At 72.2% G+C, this 16,003-nt stretch carries 17 protein-coding genes; 6 read left to right on the top strand and 11 right to left on the bottom strand.

What is annotated here, in order from left to right; genetic code table 11:
• Positions 1–90: 90 nt before the first annotated feature.
• From OXR63_RS14230 to OXR63_RS14215, 4 genes are read left to right on the top strand one after another with little or no spacing between them, the layout of a single operon-like run.
• Complete coding sequence (locus OXR63_RS14230) at positions 91–2,175, top strand: acyltransferase family protein (protein ID WP_267424333.1); 2,085 nt, start codon at positions 91–93, stop codon at positions 2,173–2,175.
• Between the two features lie 44 nt (positions 2,176–2,219).
• Positions 2,220–3,239 carry a permease gene (locus OXR63_RS14225; RefSeq protein ID WP_267424330.1) on the top strand — a complete coding sequence of 340 codons (1,020 nt, stop codon included), beginning with the start codon at positions 2,220–2,222 and terminating at the stop codon, positions 3,237–3,239.
• Positions 3,226–4,059, top strand: a complete 834-nt coding sequence (locus tag OXR63_RS14220) for a TIGR03943 family putative permease subunit (protein ID WP_267424328.1) — start codon at positions 3,226–3,228, stop codon at positions 4,057–4,059. The genes OXR63_RS14225 and OXR63_RS14220 overlap by 14 nt, the downstream gene beginning before the upstream one ends.
• Positions 4,049–5,452, top strand: a complete 1,404-nt coding sequence (locus OXR63_RS14215; protein WP_267424326.1) for a hypothetical protein — start codon at positions 4,049–4,051, stop codon at positions 5,450–5,452. The genes OXR63_RS14220 and OXR63_RS14215 overlap by 11 nt, the downstream gene beginning before the upstream one ends.
• Before the next feature lie 91 nt (positions 5,453–5,543).
• Here OXR63_RS14215 and OXR63_RS14210 read toward each other — a convergent pair whose 3' ends face one another.
• On the bottom strand, positions 5,544–6,590 hold the full coding sequence (locus OXR63_RS14210; RefSeq protein WP_267424324.1) for an NAD(P)-dependent alcohol dehydrogenase: 1,047 nt from the start codon (positions 6,588–6,590) through the stop codon (positions 5,544–5,546).
• Between the two features lie 367 nt (positions 6,591–6,957).
• Between OXR63_RS14210 and OXR63_RS14205 the strand changes: the two genes are divergently transcribed.
• Positions 6,958–7,116, top strand: coding sequence for a hypothetical protein (locus OXR63_RS14205; RefSeq protein WP_194629231.1), 159 nt, complete (start codon positions 6,958–6,960; stop codon positions 7,114–7,116).
• Positions 7,117–7,145: 29 nt separating this feature from the next.
• Here OXR63_RS14205 and OXR63_RS14200 read toward each other — a convergent pair whose 3' ends face one another.
• The 6 genes from OXR63_RS14200 to OXR63_RS14175 form a co-directional block, all read right to left on the bottom strand.
• Positions 7,146–7,811 carry a DUF6766 family protein gene (locus OXR63_RS14200; RefSeq protein WP_267424319.1) on the bottom strand — a complete coding sequence of 222 codons (666 nt, stop codon included), beginning with the start codon at positions 7,809–7,811 and terminating at the stop codon, positions 7,146–7,148.
• 90 nt (positions 7,812–7,901) lie between these two features.
• Positions 7,902–8,363, bottom strand: a complete 462-nt coding sequence (locus OXR63_RS14195) for a hypothetical protein (RefSeq protein WP_267424317.1) — start codon at positions 8,361–8,363, stop codon at positions 7,902–7,904.
• Between the two features lie 36 nt (positions 8,364–8,399).
• Entirely contained in the window at positions 8,400–8,591 is a 192-nt protein-coding gene (locus tag OXR63_RS14190) for a hypothetical protein (RefSeq protein WP_071279573.1), read from the bottom strand.
• A gap of 181 nt (positions 8,592–8,772) precedes the next feature.
• Positions 8,773–9,876, bottom strand: a complete 1,104-nt coding sequence (locus tag OXR63_RS14185; protein WP_267424314.1) for a glycerate kinase — start codon at positions 9,874–9,876, stop codon at positions 8,773–8,775.
• 60 nt (positions 9,877–9,936) lie between these two features.
• Positions 9,937–11,046 carry an FAD-dependent oxidoreductase gene (locus OXR63_RS14180; protein WP_267424312.1) on the bottom strand — a complete coding sequence of 370 codons (1,110 nt, stop codon included), beginning with the start codon at positions 11,044–11,046 and terminating at the stop codon, positions 9,937–9,939.
• A 32-nt stretch (positions 11,047–11,078) separates the two neighbouring features.
• A complete protein-coding gene (locus OXR63_RS14175; RefSeq protein ID WP_267424310.1) occupies positions 11,079–11,648 on the bottom strand; it encodes a TetR/AcrR family transcriptional regulator in 570 nt (189 codons plus the stop codon).
• Between the two features lie 89 nt (positions 11,649–11,737).
• On the opposite strand from OXR63_RS14175, the gene OXR63_RS14170 reads away from it, so the two are divergent.
• Positions 11,738–12,976, top strand: a complete 1,239-nt coding sequence (locus OXR63_RS14170) for an FAD-dependent oxidoreductase (RefSeq protein ID WP_267424308.1) — start codon at positions 11,738–11,740, stop codon at positions 12,974–12,976.
• A gap of 216 nt (positions 12,977–13,192) precedes the next feature.
• Here the strand turns inward: OXR63_RS14170 and OXR63_RS14165 are convergent, their stop codons facing one another.
• From OXR63_RS14165 to OXR63_RS14150, 4 genes are all read right to left on the bottom strand, one after another.
• A complete protein-coding gene (locus tag OXR63_RS14165) occupies positions 13,193–14,122 on the bottom strand; it encodes a helix-turn-helix transcriptional regulator (RefSeq protein WP_267424306.1) in 930 nt (309 codons plus the stop codon).
• A gap of 119 nt (positions 14,123–14,241) precedes the next feature.
• Positions 14,242–14,604 carry a hypothetical protein gene (locus tag OXR63_RS14160; RefSeq protein WP_267424304.1) on the bottom strand — a complete coding sequence of 121 codons (363 nt, stop codon included), beginning with the start codon at positions 14,602–14,604 and terminating at the stop codon, positions 14,242–14,244.
• A 65-nt stretch (positions 14,605–14,669) separates the two neighbouring features.
• The gene (locus tag OXR63_RS14155; protein ID WP_267424302.1) at positions 14,670–15,215 is read right to left on the bottom strand and encodes an isochorismatase family protein; all 546 of its coding nucleotides are present in this window, start codon (positions 15,213–15,215) and stop codon (positions 14,670–14,672) included.
• Between the two features lie 72 nt (positions 15,216–15,287).
• Positions 15,288–15,941 (bottom strand): FMN-dependent NADH-azoreductase, encoded by a 654-nt coding sequence (locus OXR63_RS14150; RefSeq protein ID WP_267424300.1) that lies wholly within the window; start codon positions 15,939–15,941, stop codon positions 15,288–15,290.
• Positions 15,942–16,003: the final 62 nt, after the last annotated feature.

Here is a 16,003-nt window from a genome sequence, read left to right as displayed (position 1 = left end):
GTGGGGTATCGTCACGTTGTTGGTTTCCAGGCCCCGCGGCTCGACGCGGTGTCGCGACGACGAGGGGGCGGCGCCATCAGCAGGCGGGTCATGCAGCAGATCGAGGGTCGGTTCCGGCCCGAGATCCAGGCACTCCGGACGGTCGCGGTGGCATCGGTGGTCCTGTACCACCTGTGGCCCCACCGACTGACGGGCGGCTACGTCGGCGTCGACGTCTTCTTCGCCATCTCCGGGTTCCTGATCATCGGGCACCTGCTGCGCGAGACCCAGCGGACCGGCACCGTCGACGTCATGTCCTTCTGGGCACGGCGGGTGCGCCGACTGCTCCCGGCGAGCATCGTGGTGCTCCTGGCGACCGCGGTCGCGATCCTCGTCTGGGTGCCACAGGTGCTGTGGGTCCAGTTCTTCAAGGAGATCGCGGCGTCGTCGCTCTCGGTGCAGAACTGGCTGCTCGCCGCGAACAGCGTCGACTACCTCGGGGCGGACAACGCCGCGTCGCCGGTGCAGCACTTCTGGTCGCTCTCGGTCGAGGAGCAGTTCTACATCGCCTGGCCGCTGGTCGTCCTGGTGGTCGTCGCACTGGTGCGGTCCCGCCCGGATGCCCGCCTGAAGCGGATCCTGTTCGTGCTGCTGGCCGCGATCACCGTCGCGAGCCTCGTGTACTGCGTCGTCATGACCTCCCTGAGCTCCTCGACGGCGTACTTCAGCACCGTCACCCGCGCGTGGGAGTTCACCCTCGGCGGTCTCCTCGCCTTCGCGACCGCGGGACGACGCCGGCCGAACCGGGTCCTCGCTGCGGCGATGAGCTGGACCGGGCTGGTCGCGATCGGCCTGTCCGTGCTGCTCTTCACCGCCGCCACGCCGTTCCCCGGGTCCGCCGCACTGCTGCCCGTCGCCGGCACCCTGCTCGTCATCGCCGCTGGGACCCCGCACATCTGGTGGTCCCCGACCCAGCTGGCACGGCTCGGCGTCGTCCAGTGGGTGGGTGCCGTCTCGTACTCCCTGTACCTCTGGCACTGGCCGCTGCTCACCATCGCGCCGTTCGCCCTCGGCCACCCGTTGGGCCTGAAGTCGAAGGTGGTCGTCCTCGCGGTCGCGGTCGTCCTCGCCTGGCTGACGAAGCGCTTCGTCGAGGACCCGGCACGGACGATGCAACCGCTCGTGCGACGTCGGCCGCTGATCTCGGTGGTCGTCGGCGTCGCGGCTGCCGCGCTCGTGGTCGCCGGCAGCGGGACCGTCGCGGTCGCGACCGACGCCTCGGTCCGGGCGCACACGGCATCCGTCGAACGTGCCGCCGCCGCGCAACGGGCGTGCCTCGGTGCCGGCGCGATGACGGACGAGTCGTGCCGCAACCCGTTCACGCCGACCGCGCTCACCGACCCCGGGGTCGCGGCGACGGACATCGGCAAGGGCGTCGCCGTCGTCGACCCCTGCAAGCAGGGGCTGACGGAGACCGCCGTCATGGTGTGCCGCGTGGGCGACACGCACGACCCGGCCAAGGTCGTCGCCCTGATCGGCGACTCGCACGCCGGGCAGTTCCTGCTGCCGCTGGCGAAGTACGGCGCCGCGCACGGCATCGAGTTCGTGACGTACCTGAAGAGCTACTGCGCGGGCACCGGAGCGGAGGGCGTCGCGGCGAGCGGCAACGGCAACCCCGACGTCGTCCACAGCTGCGCGACCTGGGGGCAGGCGGTCCAGAAGGACATCCTGAGCTCGAAGGACATCCAGGCCGTGGTGTTCACGAACTACACGCAGGCCTACACGCACGCGCCGTCCCCGTGGCGGTCGCTGACCTCGGACGACTTCGAGCAGGTCTGGAAGCCGCTGCAGGAGCGCGGCAAGCAGGTCATCGCCCTCCGGGACATCCCGAACGCCGCCGGGGTGGACGTCCCGCAGTGCGTCGCGCAGCACCTCGACCAGACCGACCCGTGTGCGACGCCGTCGGACCGGGCCCAGCTCGCGTCGACGGCGGACCCGATGCTGCTCGGATCGCAGGCCGTCCGGGGCGTGCACGTGCTCGACCTCAGCGACCTGTTCTGCACCGCGGGCACCTGTCACACGGTGATCGGCGGCCTGATCGTGTACTTCGGGTCGCACCACATGACGGCGACGTTCGCCAAGACCACCGCCGAGGCGGCCGGACGTGCGGTGGACCGCGCGGTCGAGTCCCGCTGACCCGCACCGCCCGCCCCGTCACGCCAGCGCCCTAGGCTGGAGTCGTGACGAGGACCCTGCCCCGCGCCACTGCGACCAGGGCCCGGACGCTCACCGGCCCCGGCCTGGTGCTGCTGGCCGTCATGGTCCTCCTGGGCATCCGCCTGGTCACGCCGAGCATCGGGTCAGCGGGTCTGCCCGACGTGGTGCAGGACTTCCTCACCCTCGCGATCAGCGTCGTCGTGGAGTCCCTGCCGTTCGTCGTGCTCGGCATCGTGCTCTCGATCGTCGTCGAGGTCTGGGTGCCGCAGGGCGCCCTCGAGCGCATCCTGCCGAGCCGCCCGATGCCACGACGAGCCGTGATCTCGCTCATCGGCATGCTGTTCCCCGTGTGCGAGTGCGGCAACGTCCCGCTCGCCCGGGGGCTGATGCTCCGCGGCTTCACCCCCGCCGAGGCCGTCACCTTCCTGGTCGCCGCCCCGATCCTCAACCCCCTCGTGATCATCAGCACCGCGCAGGCCTTCGGCTGGTCCGGGTGGATCCTGCCCGTGCGCATCGTCGGCGGCTTCGTCGTCGCGAACCTGGTCGGGTGGATCGTCGCTGCGCACCGTCGTCCCGCCGACCTGCTGCTCCCCGCGTTCGAGGCCCGCTGCCGCGCCGCCGTCGGCAGCGCCGCCCCGACGAACCGCTGGCGGGAGAGCGCCGCGCAGTTCGGCGGCGAGACCGCCACGATGATGCCGGCGCTGTTCGTCGGCGCCGGGCTCGCCGCCGCGATCCAGGTCGCGGTGCCCCGGTCCACGCTCGTGGCGATCGGGTCCAACCCGGTGCTGTCCGTCCTGGCGATGATGCTGCTCGCGATGACGGTGTCGCTGTGCTCGAACGTGGACGCCTTCTTCGCGCTGTCCTTCGCCTCGACGTTCCTGCCCGGGTCGATCACGGCGTTCCTCGTCATCGGGCCGATCATCGACGTGAAGATGCTGGCCCTGCTCCGCACGACGTTCCGCGTGCGCTTCCTCGTGCTGCTCGCCGTCGTCTGTGTCCTGTTCGCCGCTGCCGTCGGGTTGGTGATGAATGTCCTCGTCTGAGCACGACGTCACCCACGAGACCGCCCACGGCGGTGGTCGTCGGCGCGCGCTGGTCGGCCTCGGCTCGGTGCTCGCCGTCGCCCTCTGCACGCTGTGGCTCGCCGCCGTCGGCCACCTCGACCTCTACATCAACCCGCGGTACTCGGTCTTCACCGTCGTGCTCGCGGCCGTCGCCGTGCCGGCGTCGGTCGCCGGCCTGCTCGTCGTCGCGCGGGGAGCGGGACACACGCACGACCACGCGGGTCCCGACGACGACGTGGTCGCCTCCGGCCGGTCTGGAGGCCCGGCTCGCCTCCTCGGGACCGTCCTCGGTGGCGTCGCGGCGGCCGTCACGATCGCGCTCACGCTGGCGATGCTGGTCCTGCCCCCGACGACGCTGTCGGCCAGGACCGCGCAGCAGCGGAGCGTCGACAGCGCGACGCTCTCGGACGCCACGGGGTCGAGCGGGAACGTGGCGCTCCTCGGCAGCGGCTCCGTCGACACCGCCGGCTACGGCGTGAAGGACTGGGCGGCGCTCATCCGGCAGACGACCGACACCAGCTCGCTCGTCGGCAAGCGGGTGCGGCTGACGGGGTTCGTCGTGCCCGGGGCGGACGGCACCTTCACCCTGACGCGGTTCGTCATCAGCTGCTGCGCCGTCGACGCGCAGCCCGTCGGGCTCGTCGTGACCACGGACGGTGCCGTCCCGGACGCGAACCAGTGGGTCACCGTCAGCGGGGCGCTCGCCGCGAACCCGGACCAGGCCGCCGACGCCCGCACGGTCGTGAAGGCGCAGACGGTCAAGCGCGTCCAGCAGCCCGAGGACCCCTATGAGTACTGAGACGCGGCGCCCCGTGGCGGAGCGCTTCCGACGGCGCTTCGTGGCCGTCGTGCTGGTGCTCGTCGTCGTGGCCGGGCTCGCGGCCGTCGTCGGCTCGCACCAGGGCCCGCGGCTGCGGTCGGTGGCGTACGACGCGAGCGGCATCGTGTCCCGTCCGGCGCAACGTGTCATCATCACGGCGAACCAGGCCCTGCAGCGCGTCACGGCGGCGGACGTCCGGGTCAGCCCGGCGGCGGCGCACACCGTGACCTCGAGCGGCAACACCGTGGCCGTCGAGTTCGCCGGGCCGCTCGAGTACGACCGCCGCTACACGGTCACGGTGGCGGGTGCGCGGGCGCCCGGGCAGCGTGCGACCTCGGACCTCCGGGCGACGATCCGCACGGGCAGCACCGACGTCCTCGCCCTGGTGCGAGGTGCCGGTGCGGGGGAGGACCGCATCGTGCGGCGGTCGCTCGACGCCTCGGGCGCGACGACCGTGTACGAGGGCTCCGACATCACCGAGTACGTCCAGCTCAGCCGGTTCCTCGTGGTGCTCAGCGACACGGCCGTGGGGGAGTCCAGCATCGACGTCGTCTCGTTGGCGGGCGGGGTCGAGGACCAGGACGCGCCCGTCGAGCACCTGACGCTGCCGACCTCCGCCGGGCACGCGTCCGCGCTGCACGCCGCGGACGACGGGGCCTCGTTCGGGTTCCAGTACGCCGACACGTCGTCGGGGGAGTCGAAGGACGTCGGGCTGTACGTGGTCGACATGACCGGCACCCACATGCCCGAGGCGATCGCGGCCGACGGCAGGCCGACCACCGGTGCCGTGCCGATGACCGTCAGCCAGTGGGCCTACGTCCCGCGGACCGAGAGCGCCCTGGTCCGCACCGGCACCGACGAGCTGTTCCTCGTCGACATGAGCGGACACGCCGAGGCCGTGCGACTCGGGTCGGCCACGTACCTGCACGGCTTCGTCGGGTCCGGCACCACCGCGGTCGTCGAGTCCGGCACGGGCATCGAGCGGGTCGACCTGACGAGCGGGAAGCGGACGCCCATCACCGCTCCGGCGCTGAGCACGGACGCGCCGTACCTCGGGCGCATCGCGCAGCTGACGGACCGGACGTACCTGCGCACGGTGGGCGACGTCCGCGGCGACGGGACGATCGCCAGCCGCATCGTGCGCGTGGACGGCACCCGAGCCTCCCGGCTGCCCGTGACCATCCCGGCCGACGCGACCCTGAACGCGGTGTGTCCCTCGCCGAACGGGCAGTTCGTGGCGCTCGCGACGCGGTCCCGCGACGGCGCGCTCGTCAGCATCGTCGACGCGACCACGGGGGCACTCGAGGCGAGCACCGCCGGTGAGCAGGTCGACTGGTGCACCGCGCTGCCGAGCGGCGACCAGGTCGGGTGACCCCGGAACCACGTCGAGGGAGCAGGAGACGTCGGGCCCGAGGTGCTGACCCGACGTCCGCTGCTCCCTCGATGGGGACGGTGCGGCTGGACTACGCCAGCGTCGCCGCGTCGATCACGAAGCGGTAGCGGACGTCCGAGGAGAGCACGCGCTCGTAGGCCTCGTTGATCTGCTCGGCGCTGATGAGCTCGGTCTCCGGCAGGATCCCGTGCTCGGCGCAGAAGTCGAGCATCTCCTGGGTCTCCTTGATGCCACCGATGGACGATCCCGCCCAGCTGCGGCGGCCCGGGAGCAGCGCGAACGCCGGGACCTCGAGCGGCTCGGACGGGGCGCCGACGTTGACGAGCGTGCCGTCGACCTTGAGCAGGCCGAGGTAGGCGCCCATGTCGACCTTCGCCGACACGGTGTTGATGATGAGGTCGAAGGAGCCCTTGAGCTTCTCGAAGGTCTCCGGGTCCTTGGTCGCGTAGTGGGCCTTCGCGCCGAACTTCAGCGAGTCCTCCTGCTTCGCGGTGGTCTGCGACAGGACGGTGACCTCGGCGCCGAGCGCTGCGGCGATCTTGACGCCCATGTGGCCGAGACCGCCGAGGCCGACGATCGCCACGGACATGCCGGGGCCGGCCTTCCAGTGGTGCAGCGGCGAGTACAGCGTGATGCCGGCGCAGAGGAGCGGCGCGACCTTCTCGATGTCGAGCGACTCCGGGACGCGGAGGACGAAGTCCTGGTCCACGACGACCGCCTGCGAGTAGCCGCCCTGGGTGATCGTGCCGTCGGCCGGGTCGACGCTCGTGTAGGTGCCGGTGTTGCCCTTGAGGCAGTACTGCTCCTGGCCGGCGAGGCACTGCTCGCACTCGCCGCAGGAGTTCACCATGCAGCCGACGCCGACGAGGTCGCCGACCTGGTGCTTCGTGACGTTCTCGCCGACGGCACGGACGTGGCCGACGATCTCGTGGCCGACGACCTGGGGGTACTGGATGTCGCCCCACTCGCCACGGACGGTGTGGATGTCCGAGTGGCAGATGCCGGCGTAGGCGATGTCGATCTCGACGTCGTCCGGGCCGACGTCGCGGCGCTCGATGGTGGTCTTGACGAGCGGTTCGGTGGCGGACGGTGCCGCGTACGCGTTGACGGTGCGCATTGGTCTCCTCGTGGGGTTCCGGGGTGCGAGCCGGTGGGCTCGCAGGGTGCGGGCCGGTGGGCCCACACGGGACGTCAGCGGTGCGCTCGCAGAGTGCGGGCCGTGGGCCCGCGCGGGGCGGACCGCTTCCGATCCACCGTCCATGGTGCCCGGTGGAGCGCTCCGGAGGGAGGCACGGACAGGGCACCCCGGGCCGCTGACCAGTTCACGCACCCGGCTTCGGCCCCGGCCGGGGGAGGCCCTACGGTGGAGGAACCGAGATGGTACCGATTCCGTCGTCACGATGTCACCCGCGTCCTGCGGATCCCTGACACAGCGGAACACCTCGGCAGCACGGGCCTTCACCGCCCACGAAGGGGCTGGTCGCATGACCGCCACGACCGCTTCACTGCCCACCCACGAATGGCACCGCCGCGGGCTCCGTTCCCCCGCCGAGATCGCCGCCCTGGTCGAGGCCCGCCTCGTCCACTTCACCGACCTGCACGAACCGACCTACGCGGACTTCCTCGGCGAACAGGTCGCCTGAGCGCTGGCCCGTCCTGGCCGCTGTCGCCGTCAGGCGCCGGTGTCCTCGTGGCTCGCCCCGACGGGCTTCGACTCGGATGACCCGCGCGCACGGAGCACGATGCCCAACACGGCCATGCTCCCGACGGCGAGGAACTCCGACTGCCAGTTCTGCAGCGTCCGGTTCCAGAAGTCCGCGCTGCGGACGTACTCGCCCCACGTGAGCGGAGCGTCCAGCGCGGTGAGCTGCTGCTCGTCGTACGCGACCACCCCGGCCACGGACTGCGCCAGCCAGGACAGCACGAAGATGCCGCCCATCACGATGAGCAGTGAGTGGGCGAACACGACCTGCCGCAGACCGCCGGCACGAGCCCATGCCGGGGAGTCAGCTCGGGCGAACCGTCCGACCTGCTCCTCGCGGTCCGAGCGTGGTCCGGCTTGGTCGACGTCCTTCGACTCCGACGAGCCGCGCTGCACGAACCAGATCGTCGCCCAGATGTAGAGCAGGAACTGCAGGTACTCCGACTGCCAGTTCTCGGCCACGTCCGCGGCGAAGCTCGACGAGGTGACGTACTCGACCCACCCGACGGACACGAGTCCCTCGGACACCTGCGACTCGTTGAAGGACGCCCACCCCGCGACGGACTGCCCGACGAGGGCGGCCAGGAACAGCGCGCCGAAGAACAGGCTGAGCGAGTTCTGCTTCAGGAACCGCACCGCGGTCACCGTCCCAGCAGCCCGAGGGTCAGGAAGTACCCGAGACCCACGGCGATCACGGCGATGTAGCCCCAGACGACCCGGCGCACGTCAGCTCCCGTCCACGGTGCAGTCGTACGGGGCGTCGGTCCGCGGCGTGCACGCCGCAGCGCGCACGAGCCAGGTCGACCCGGAGCGGGCGAGGAACAGTGCCGGGCCACCCTGGTCGACCATCGCCGCCCGGCCGTACACCAGGGTGTCGCCGGGGGCGTCGGCGGGCGGCACCGCGAGCCGGAGCCGGGATATCCCGGTCGCGCAACCCACTCCGCTCGCCGTCTCGACGTCCTCGCGTGCATCCCGCGTGAGGAGCGCACACGCCGTGGCCCCGCGGCCAGCCGAGACCGCCTGCGCGAACCGCTCGGCAGTGGCCTCTGCGTCGGCGCGTGCCGATCCGCCGGCACTGCACCCGGTCAGGACGGCGAGGACGACCACGACGAGCGCTGCCGAGCCGACTGCGCTCCACAGCCGTCCGACGACACCCGTCGGTCCCGGTGCTCGCGCTGGCCGTCCCATGCACCCAGGGCTACCCCGGGTCGACTGGAACGACTCCTAGCTGCGCGGCGTCCGGGCGAAGAAGAGCGCCAGCGCCCCGAGCACCCCGGCGCCGATGATCAGGACCCAGGCGACGGCGCCCACGGCCCCGTCCCACGGGGCGATCAGGAGACCGATCCCCACCAGCAGCAGCACCAGGGCTGCGACGAGGGTCAGGACGTGCGGTCTGCGTGTCCAGGAGCCTGCCATGGCTCCACCGTACGCAGGGCGGCTGTGTCGCCCGTGCTCGGTCGCGTGCTCTCGGCGACGACTTGCCTGGCCGCGTTGCGCCAAGGCAAGCGCGCTCACGCCCATGCGCTCTAGCCGCGTTGCGCCAAGGCCAGCGCGCTCACGCCCCTGCGCTCAGGCCGGCGCGCTCAGGCCCGTGCGTTCACGCCCGTGCGGCCAGCCGCTGCCCCGCGATCCGGGCGAAGCGCAGCGGGTCGGCCATCGCGTCGGACGGCTCGCCCGTGGTCTGCGTCGCGATCACCGTGAGCGAGGCCGCCGCGTCGAAGTCGTCCACCGGCGCGTCGATCGCCCCCGCGACGAGCATCCGCCGCCGACCCTCGGCCATCGCGCACACGACCGACGCGACCTTGCCTGCGGCAGACTGCCCGTCGAAGCGACCCTCGCCCGTGATCACCACGTCAGCGGCCGCGACCACGTCGGGCAGCCCGAGCACCGCCGCCACCGCACCGGCCCCGCGTGCGAGCGTCGCTCCCCACACCAGCAGGCCGAACCCGGCCCCGCCCGCGGCACCGGCACCGGGCGTCGTCGGGTCGACGTCGGGGAAGCGTGCGGCCCAGGCGGCCAGCCGGGCCTCGTGCACCGCGACCCGGTCGGGTGTGATGCCCTTCTGCGGTCCGAACACCGCCGCGGCACCGGTCGGGCCGAGGAGCGGTGAGGTCACGTCGGTCAGCACGGTGACGCCGAGGGGTGGCAGGGGTCGGAGCGCCGCCGTGGTCAGCTCACCGAGTCCGTCCAGCAGCGAGACCGGCCCAGTGGAACCGGAACCGGAACCGGCGCCGCCACCCTTGCCGACACCCCCGAGTCCGAGCGCCCCGAGGAGCCCCGCTCCACCGTCCGTCGACGCACTCCCGCCGATGCCGAGCACCAGTCCCGTCGCCCCGGCGTCGAGCGCGGCGGCGATGGCCTCGCCGAACCCGGTCGTCTGCGCGGTGTCGGGCTCGAGTGTCGACAGCAGCGGGAGCCCGCTGGTCGCCGCGAGCTCGACCACCGCACGGCCGTCGGGCAGCGCGAGCCACTCGGCGTCGACGGGGGCGCCTGCCGGCCCGGTCACCGTCACCGGCATGCGCTGCGACCCGGGGACCGCGGCGGCGAACGCGTCGAGGGTGCCCTCACCCCCGTCGGCCATCGGCAGCAGCGTCACGGTGTCGTCGGGTCGGGCGGCGAGCCACCCGTCCGCGATGGCGGTGGCGACGGCGGCAGCGGTGGCCGTCCCTTTGAACGAGTCCGGCGCGACGACGACATGCACGCAGCAACGCTAGCGGTCGCGTCGACCCGCGGACAGGACGGCCGACGGCCGGTCAGCTGCTCAGCTGCTCAGCGCGAAGCGCGGGTGCGGCGCCCCGCCCGTCGCCAGGTCTGCGACCATCACCCCGAGCAGCGGCGCGAACTTGAACCCGTGCCCGGAGAAGCCCGTCGCGACCGTGACCGGTCCGCGACGGTCGATCACGAAGTCGTCATCGGGGGAGTTGTCGTACAGACAGCTGATCGGCTCCGGCCGGCTCGCGTCGACCCCCGGCACGAAGCGCGCCACGTACGCCTGCAGCCGCTCGAGCTCCTCCGGCACGGGCGTCCGGTCGCGCTGGTCCGGGTCGACGACGGGGCCGGTGCCGTGGAACCCGACCTTGACACCCTCGCCGGGCGTGAGCAGCCCGTAGACGTCGGGGCCGCCCTCCGGCCAGTGCACGAAGCTCGGCCAGGCGCCGTCCGGCAGGTGGCTGGGGAAGTGGGCCGGTTGCTCCTGGGTGACGCGGATGGCCGGGAGGCTCGCCCCGCGTTCCCGGAACAGCGCACCGACCAGCGTGGGAGCCCAGGACCCCACCGCCGCGACGATGCTCGGTGCCGTCACGGTCGTGGCGCCGTCCGGCCCGTCGAGCGTCAGCGTGACGGAGTTTCCGTGGTCCTCGACGCCGGTGACCCTGGTGTCGAACCCGAGCTCGGCACCGTCCGACGTCGCCAGGTCGAGGAGCGCCTCGATCGTGTCGGCCGAGCGGATGCGACCAGCCGAGGCGTGCGTGAGGACGTGCCCCTCGAACGCCAGGCCCGGCCACCGCGCTGTGGCCTGCTCGGGCGTGAGCCGTTCGTGGGCGATGCCCGCCGCGGCGAGCTCCCGCGCGATGGCGTCGATCCGTGCTGCTCGGCCGTGGTCGACAGCGCCGGTGCGATCGAGGAGCTGGCGGCCGCTCGCGGCCTCGAGCGCGACCCACGCCTCCAGGGCCTGCTGGCAGAGCGCGACGTACTCGGGGTCGGCGTAGCCCATGCGGAAGATCCGGCTGGCCCCGTGCGAGGAGCCGTGGTCGTGTCCGCGGCCGTGCTGTTCGACGAGCAGGACGTGCTCGCCCCGGGCGGCGAGGGACCGAGCGCTCGCGGCACCGACGACCCCGCCCCCGATGACGACGTGGTCGAAGGCAGCGTGCATCCCGCGATCCTACGGCGGCGGTCGTACCGGGCCTAGGCGTCGTCGGTCAGGCGGACGGTGGCCTCGCGCGCCGAGACCAGGACGTCGGCGTCCGACGCGGTGGTGCCCTGCGCGGCGAACAGCGCGGCGCTGACGCTGTCGAACGCCATCTGCGCGCGGAGTCGCTCGGGCACCGTCGCCGATCCGGGCAGCACCCGGTCGATGACGGCTCCGAACAGGGACCGTCGATCCGTGCCGTCCGCCGCGAGCCGCTGCATCACCGGCCCGTTGGCGTGCGCGAAGCGCATCCCCTGCAGCCGCTCCTCGCCCGTCGAGTCGACCCACCGCAACGCCGTCCGACGGAGCAGGTCGGGCGTCCGGGGCTGCTCGTCGACCCAGGCGAGCAGGCCGTCGACCTCGTCGCGCCGGTTCTCCATGAGGGCGGCGAGGATCGCGTCCTTGCTGGCGAAGTGGTAGTAGAGCGACGACTTCGTCATGCCGAGGGCCTCGGCGAGGTCCCGGATCGACGCCCCCTCGAAGCCGCGCTCGGTGAACAGCTCGAGGGCCACGCGGAGGATCTCCGACCGGGTCTCGTTGCCTGACCGGCGCTTCTCGTTCTCCATGGAGACAGCCTAGTTGCAGAACGATCGTTCGGTCAGTAGTGTCGGGCCTACCGAACGATCGTTCGGTAAATGATCGAACGGAGTGCTCCATGCCCACACCGACCCACACCACGGGACCGTCCGTCGCGATCATCGGGGCCGGCCCCGGCGGCCTCCTCGCGGCGCGCATCCTGCAGCTCGGCGGCGTCGCCGTCACCGTCCACGACGCCGACGCGTCGTCGGGTTCACGGACGCAGGGCGGCACGCTCGACCTGCATGCCGACTCCGGCCAGATCGCGATCGACGACGCCGGCCTCACCGACCAGTTCCTCGCGCTGGCACGTCCAGAGGGCCAGGCCCACCGCCTCCTGGACCCGAGCGGCGCGGTCGTCGCCGAGCAGCACCCGGCACCGGGCGAGACCGCCGCTCCCGAGATCGACCGGACGCAGCTGCGGGAGATGCTCGCCGGGTCTCTCGTGCCCGGCACCATCCGGTGGGGACACCGCCTGGTGGACGTCGAGGGCCGCACCCTGTCCTTCGCCGACGGCACGACCGCGACCGCCGACCTCGTCATCGGTGCCGACGGCGCCTGGTCACGTGTCCGGGCGGTCCTCACCGACGCCGCCCCGCGGTACACCGGTGTCACGTTCGTCGAGGCCCTCTTCACGGACGTCACCGAGCGGCACCCGGAGATCGCCGCGCTGGTCGGTGACGGTCACATGTGGGCCAACGGCGACGGCAAGACCCTCGTGCTGCAACGCAACAGCGGCGACACCGTCCGCGGGTACATCTCGTTCCGGACCGAGCTCGACTGGCTCGCGACCGCCGGGCTCGGCGCTCCCGACGGTCGCGGGGGCGTCCTGGACGCCAACGGCACGACCGCCACCGACACCGAGCGGGTCCGACAGGTCCTGCGGGAGCGGTTCGTGGAGTTCGCGCCCGAGCTCCTGCGCGTCATCGACGAGTCCGAGGGTGCCCTCCCCAACCGGCCGATCTTCGCGCTGCCGACCCCGACCACGTGGGAGCACCGGGAGGGCGTCACGCTGCTCGGCGACGCGGCCCACGTCATGTCGCCCTTCGGTGGCAACGGCGTCAACCTCGCACTCCTCGACGGCGCCGAACTCGCGCGCGCCGTCGTCGGGGCGGTCCACGCCGGCATCGACCTCGACGCCGCCGTCCGGGACTACGAGACGGTCATGACAGCGCGTGGGGCCGCGATGGGCAGGGCGGCGAACGACGCCATCGCGGAGCACTACGCCGCCGGCGGTCCGGACCTCGACAGCATCCCGGACTTCGACGAGGAGGCGGAACGCTGGCGATCGAACGCCGCCGCCTACCGGGCCGACTAGCGGTGACACGGATGAAGGGGCGGGGAGTGGTTGGCTCCCCGCCCCTCTTCTCGACCGTCCCTGAGCGACCGGATCGAGGCCTCACCATGATCGAGCAGGCCGCTCGTCGAACCGCCCCGTTCGTCCTCGGCTGCGCTGCGGGTCCGTCGATCCTGCGCCGAGTGTCTCCCCGGTGCGCCGTGCGTCCAGGACGACCCCGGTCCCGCAGCGATGGGCTCAACGCTCGAGCGTCTGCCGTGGGGACTCGTCGTACGCCTGGCGGTACGCCGTGCTGAAGCGGCTGAGGTTGGTGAACCCCCACGTCCGTGCCACCTCGGTGACGGTCGTCTCGCCGGGCGTCGATGTCGTCAGGTGCGCTCGGGCCTGACGCAGGCGCGCTCGCCGCAGGTACTCCGTCGGGGTCGTGTCGAGCGCTCGCCGGAACGCCAGCTGGACGCCCCGGACACTCATCCGGGCTGCCTCGGCGATCTCGACGATGCCGATCGGCGCGGCGGCGTTGTCCTCGATGAACTGCGCCGCACGACGCACGGCGCTGGGCAGGGCGGCGTCGCCCGCGGCGGAGCCGACCTGCTCGACCGTCATGCCGAAGGCATCCGCCGCCGAGGCCAGGACGAGGTCGGTCGTCGCCCTGTGGATGAGCGCGTAGCCGCTGAGCGCCGAGGTGGAGAAGACGCTCGCAGCGTGACGGGCGACGTGGCACCAGTAGCTCGCTGCCGCATCGGTGAGCGGTCCCGAGGACGCCGTCCGGAGGCGGGCACCCTGGTCGTCGGTCCCCACGTGTCGGGCGAGCGCGCCGACGTCGAGGTTGACCACCATCAGGTGGTGGTCCGACGACCATGACCTGGCGATCCCCGGACGGAGCAGGAAGGGCTTCGCCGTGTCGAGCGGGTCGTCGTTGCTCGTGGCGCGGTAGTCCGCGCCCGAGGCCATCCCGATGCCGACGACCCCGTCGAAGCGGACGGCGAGCTCGGACCGTGAGCTCACCTCGAACCGGGCGACGCTCACCGCCTCGCTGTCGCCGACGACCCGCTGCTTGTACGTGAAGGGCGACACGCACTCGCGGAAGGCGCTGCCCGGGTAGACCCGCTGGACGAGTTCCTGTGCCTCGTCGCGGTCGTGCGTCGTGAACCTCGCGTCGACGAGCATGCCGTGTCTCCTCCTGGGGAGTGTGCCTGATCCGAGCATCGGCTGGTGGGGCCGGCTCAGGTCAGATCAGCGTACCGAGGAGATCCGCCACCGGTGCTCGGCGGGCACGGGCAGCCCGACTACGGCCGCTCGTCGACGAGGGCGACGAACCGGCTGCCCACGCCGTCGACCTCGCGCCGGACGAGCCCAGCGGTCGGGTCCGGTGCCTGGTAAGGCGCGTGGTAGTCGCACATCAGGTGGTCCCAGTCCGGCCACCACTTCTTCGGTCGCGCCTCTTCGGAGTAGCCGCAGACCGAGCACTCCAGGTGGACCCACACCTTCTTCGCTCCCGTGCGGTTCGCCCGGGACTGGACGAGCCAGGCGGGCGGGTCCTGCTCGATCGCCGTGAGCTCGGCTTCGCTGAGGCGCGACGGGATCCCGTGGTGGGTCGCCATCTCGATGGGGATGTCGAGGCGGACGGCGGCATCGCGTCGGGAGAGCATCCCCCCAGGGTAGGTTCTGTCGCTGCTCGCTGCTCGCTGCTCGCCGCGTCGACGCGCTCCGGTCCTCAGCGCATCGACGTGAGTTCGACCTGGTCGTGCTGCTCGACAGCGAAGCGGAGTCCCGGGTACCGCAGTCCGGAGAAGTACATGTTGGTGTGCGCGATCACCTGACGCGCGGTGATCGCCACGCCCTCGTGCTCGGCGTCGACGGTCGTGTGTGCGTCCCCGACCAGCGTGACGTCGAACTCCCGTACCGCCGCGGACTGGGTGGTGGTCCGGATGCAGTAGTCCGTCTGCGCGCCGGCGATGACGAGGTGCGTCGTGCCCAGCTCGGCGAGGACCTCGGCGAGCTCGGTGCCGACGAACGCGTCACGCCGGGTCTTCCGCATGAGCGGTTCGTCCTGCCGCCGCCCGAGTGGTGCCGCGAGTTCCCAATCCGGCGTCCCCTCCGGGAAGTCGTCGTGGTCCTGGACCCAGATCACCGGGACCTCGGCCGCCCGTGCCCGGTCCACGAGTGACGCGGTGCGGCGGGTCACCCCGTCCGCGTCGGAGCACCCGTCGAGGACGCCGACCTGCATGTCGATCACGATGACCGCGGTGGTTCCGTTCATCGGCTCATCATGGCAGCGACGCCTCCTGGCCGGAGCGGCCGTCTCACGACCAGGAGGCTCGCACGCCGTGGTTCAGGCGGCTCGCGGCATGGTCGCCAACGTGCGGCCGTGGCGGGCAGCGTCCTCCTCGGCGCGAACGCGCAGCTCGTCGGCCAGCTCCGTGAACTGGTCGAGGGCCGGGTTCACCCCGACGAGCGTGAACTCACGCGTCACCACGTCCAGGTCGAGCTGCCAGACGTCCTCGAGGATGCGCCGCATCCAGGCCGTGGCGTGGTCCCAGCCCTCCCTCGGCGTGCCGGCGGAGTAGTTGCCGCCCTGCACCGTGACCAGGACGGCCGGCTTGCCGACGGTGGCGGGCACAGCGCCGGGTGACATGCGCGGATCGGTCAGCACGAGGTCGACGTAGGACTTGAAGTGCTGCGAGACGCCGAAGTTGTACAGCGGGACGGCGAACAGCAACGCGTCGGCGCCGGCGAGCTCGTCGGTCAGCTCGCTCGCCAGGGCGACCGCGGCGACCTGGGCGGGCGTGCGATCGGACTCCGGTGTCGCGGACGCTGCGACGGCGTCGGCCCAGACGTCGGCGGGCAGGGGTTCGGTGCCGACGTGACGGCGGGTCACCGCGGAGCCCGCGTGTACGGCGCTCCACTCGGCCTCGACGATGTCGCCGAGTGCTCGGCTGGTGGAGCCGTCGGTGCGGATGCTGGCGTCCAGGCGGAACAGGGTCATGACAGTCCTTCGGTCGTGCCCGGGTCGGCGACCCCGGCTACAGTTACGATCAGTAACCCTGC

Origin of the sequence: Curtobacterium sp. GC_Cur_3, assembly GCF_026544205.1 — a bacterium.
Taxonomy (GTDB): Bacteria; Actinomycetota; Actinomycetes; order Actinomycetales; family Microbacteriaceae; genus Curtobacterium.
Note: the sequence above shows the minus strand (reverse complement) of the source record. Positions and strands in the feature narration are given on the sequence as shown.

What these genes read in the sequence shown, in the direction of transcription:
- OXR63_RS14230 (WP_267424333.1), top strand. Translation starts at nt 91, where the DNA reads ATGCAGCAGATCGAGGGTCGGTTCCGGCCCGAGATCCAGGCACTCCGG.
- OXR63_RS14220 (WP_267424328.1), top strand. Translation starts at nt 3,226, where the DNA reads ATGTCCTCGTCTGAGCACGACGTCACCCACGAGACCGCCCACGGCGGT.
- OXR63_RS14215 (WP_267424326.1), top strand. Translation starts at nt 4,049, where the DNA reads ATGAGTACTGAGACGCGGCGCCCCGTGGCGGAGCGCTTCCGACGGCGC.
- OXR63_RS14210 (WP_267424324.1), bottom strand. Translation starts at nt 6,590, where the DNA reads ATGCGCACCGTCAACGCGTACGCGGCACCGTCCGCCACCGAACCGCTC.
- OXR63_RS14205 (WP_194629231.1), top strand. Translation starts at nt 6,958, where the DNA reads ATGACCGCCACGACCGCTTCACTGCCCACCCACGAATGGCACCGCCGC.
- OXR63_RS14195 (WP_267424317.1), bottom strand. Translation starts at nt 8,363, where the DNA reads ATGGGACGGCCAGCGCGAGCACCGGGACCGACGGGTGTCGTCGGACGG.
- OXR63_RS14190 (WP_071279573.1), bottom strand. Translation starts at nt 8,591, where the DNA reads ATGGCAGGCTCCTGGACACGCAGACCGCACGTCCTGACCCTCGTCGCA.
- OXR63_RS14180 (WP_267424312.1), bottom strand. Translation starts at nt 11,046, where the DNA reads ATGCACGCTGCCTTCGACCACGTCGTCATCGGGGGCGGGGTCGTCGGT.
- OXR63_RS14175 (WP_267424310.1), bottom strand. Translation starts at nt 11,648, where the DNA reads ATGGAGAACGAGAAGCGCCGGTCAGGCAACGAGACCCGGTCGGAGATC.
- OXR63_RS14170 (WP_267424308.1), top strand. Translation starts at nt 11,738, where the DNA reads ATGCCCACACCGACCCACACCACGGGACCGTCCGTCGCGATCATCGGG.
- OXR63_RS14165 (WP_267424306.1), bottom strand. Translation starts at nt 14,122, where the DNA reads ATGCTCGTCGACGCGAGGTTCACGACGCACGACCGCGACGAGGCACAG.
- OXR63_RS14160 (WP_267424304.1), bottom strand. Translation starts at nt 14,604, where the DNA reads ATGCTCTCCCGACGCGATGCCGCCGTCCGCCTCGACATCCCCATCGAG.
- OXR63_RS14155 (WP_267424302.1), bottom strand. Translation starts at nt 15,215, where the DNA reads ATGAACGGAACCACCGCGGTCATCGTGATCGACATGCAGGTCGGCGTC.
- OXR63_RS14150 (WP_267424300.1), bottom strand. Translation starts at nt 15,941, where the DNA reads ATGACCCTGTTCCGCCTGGACGCCAGCATCCGCACCGACGGCTCCACC.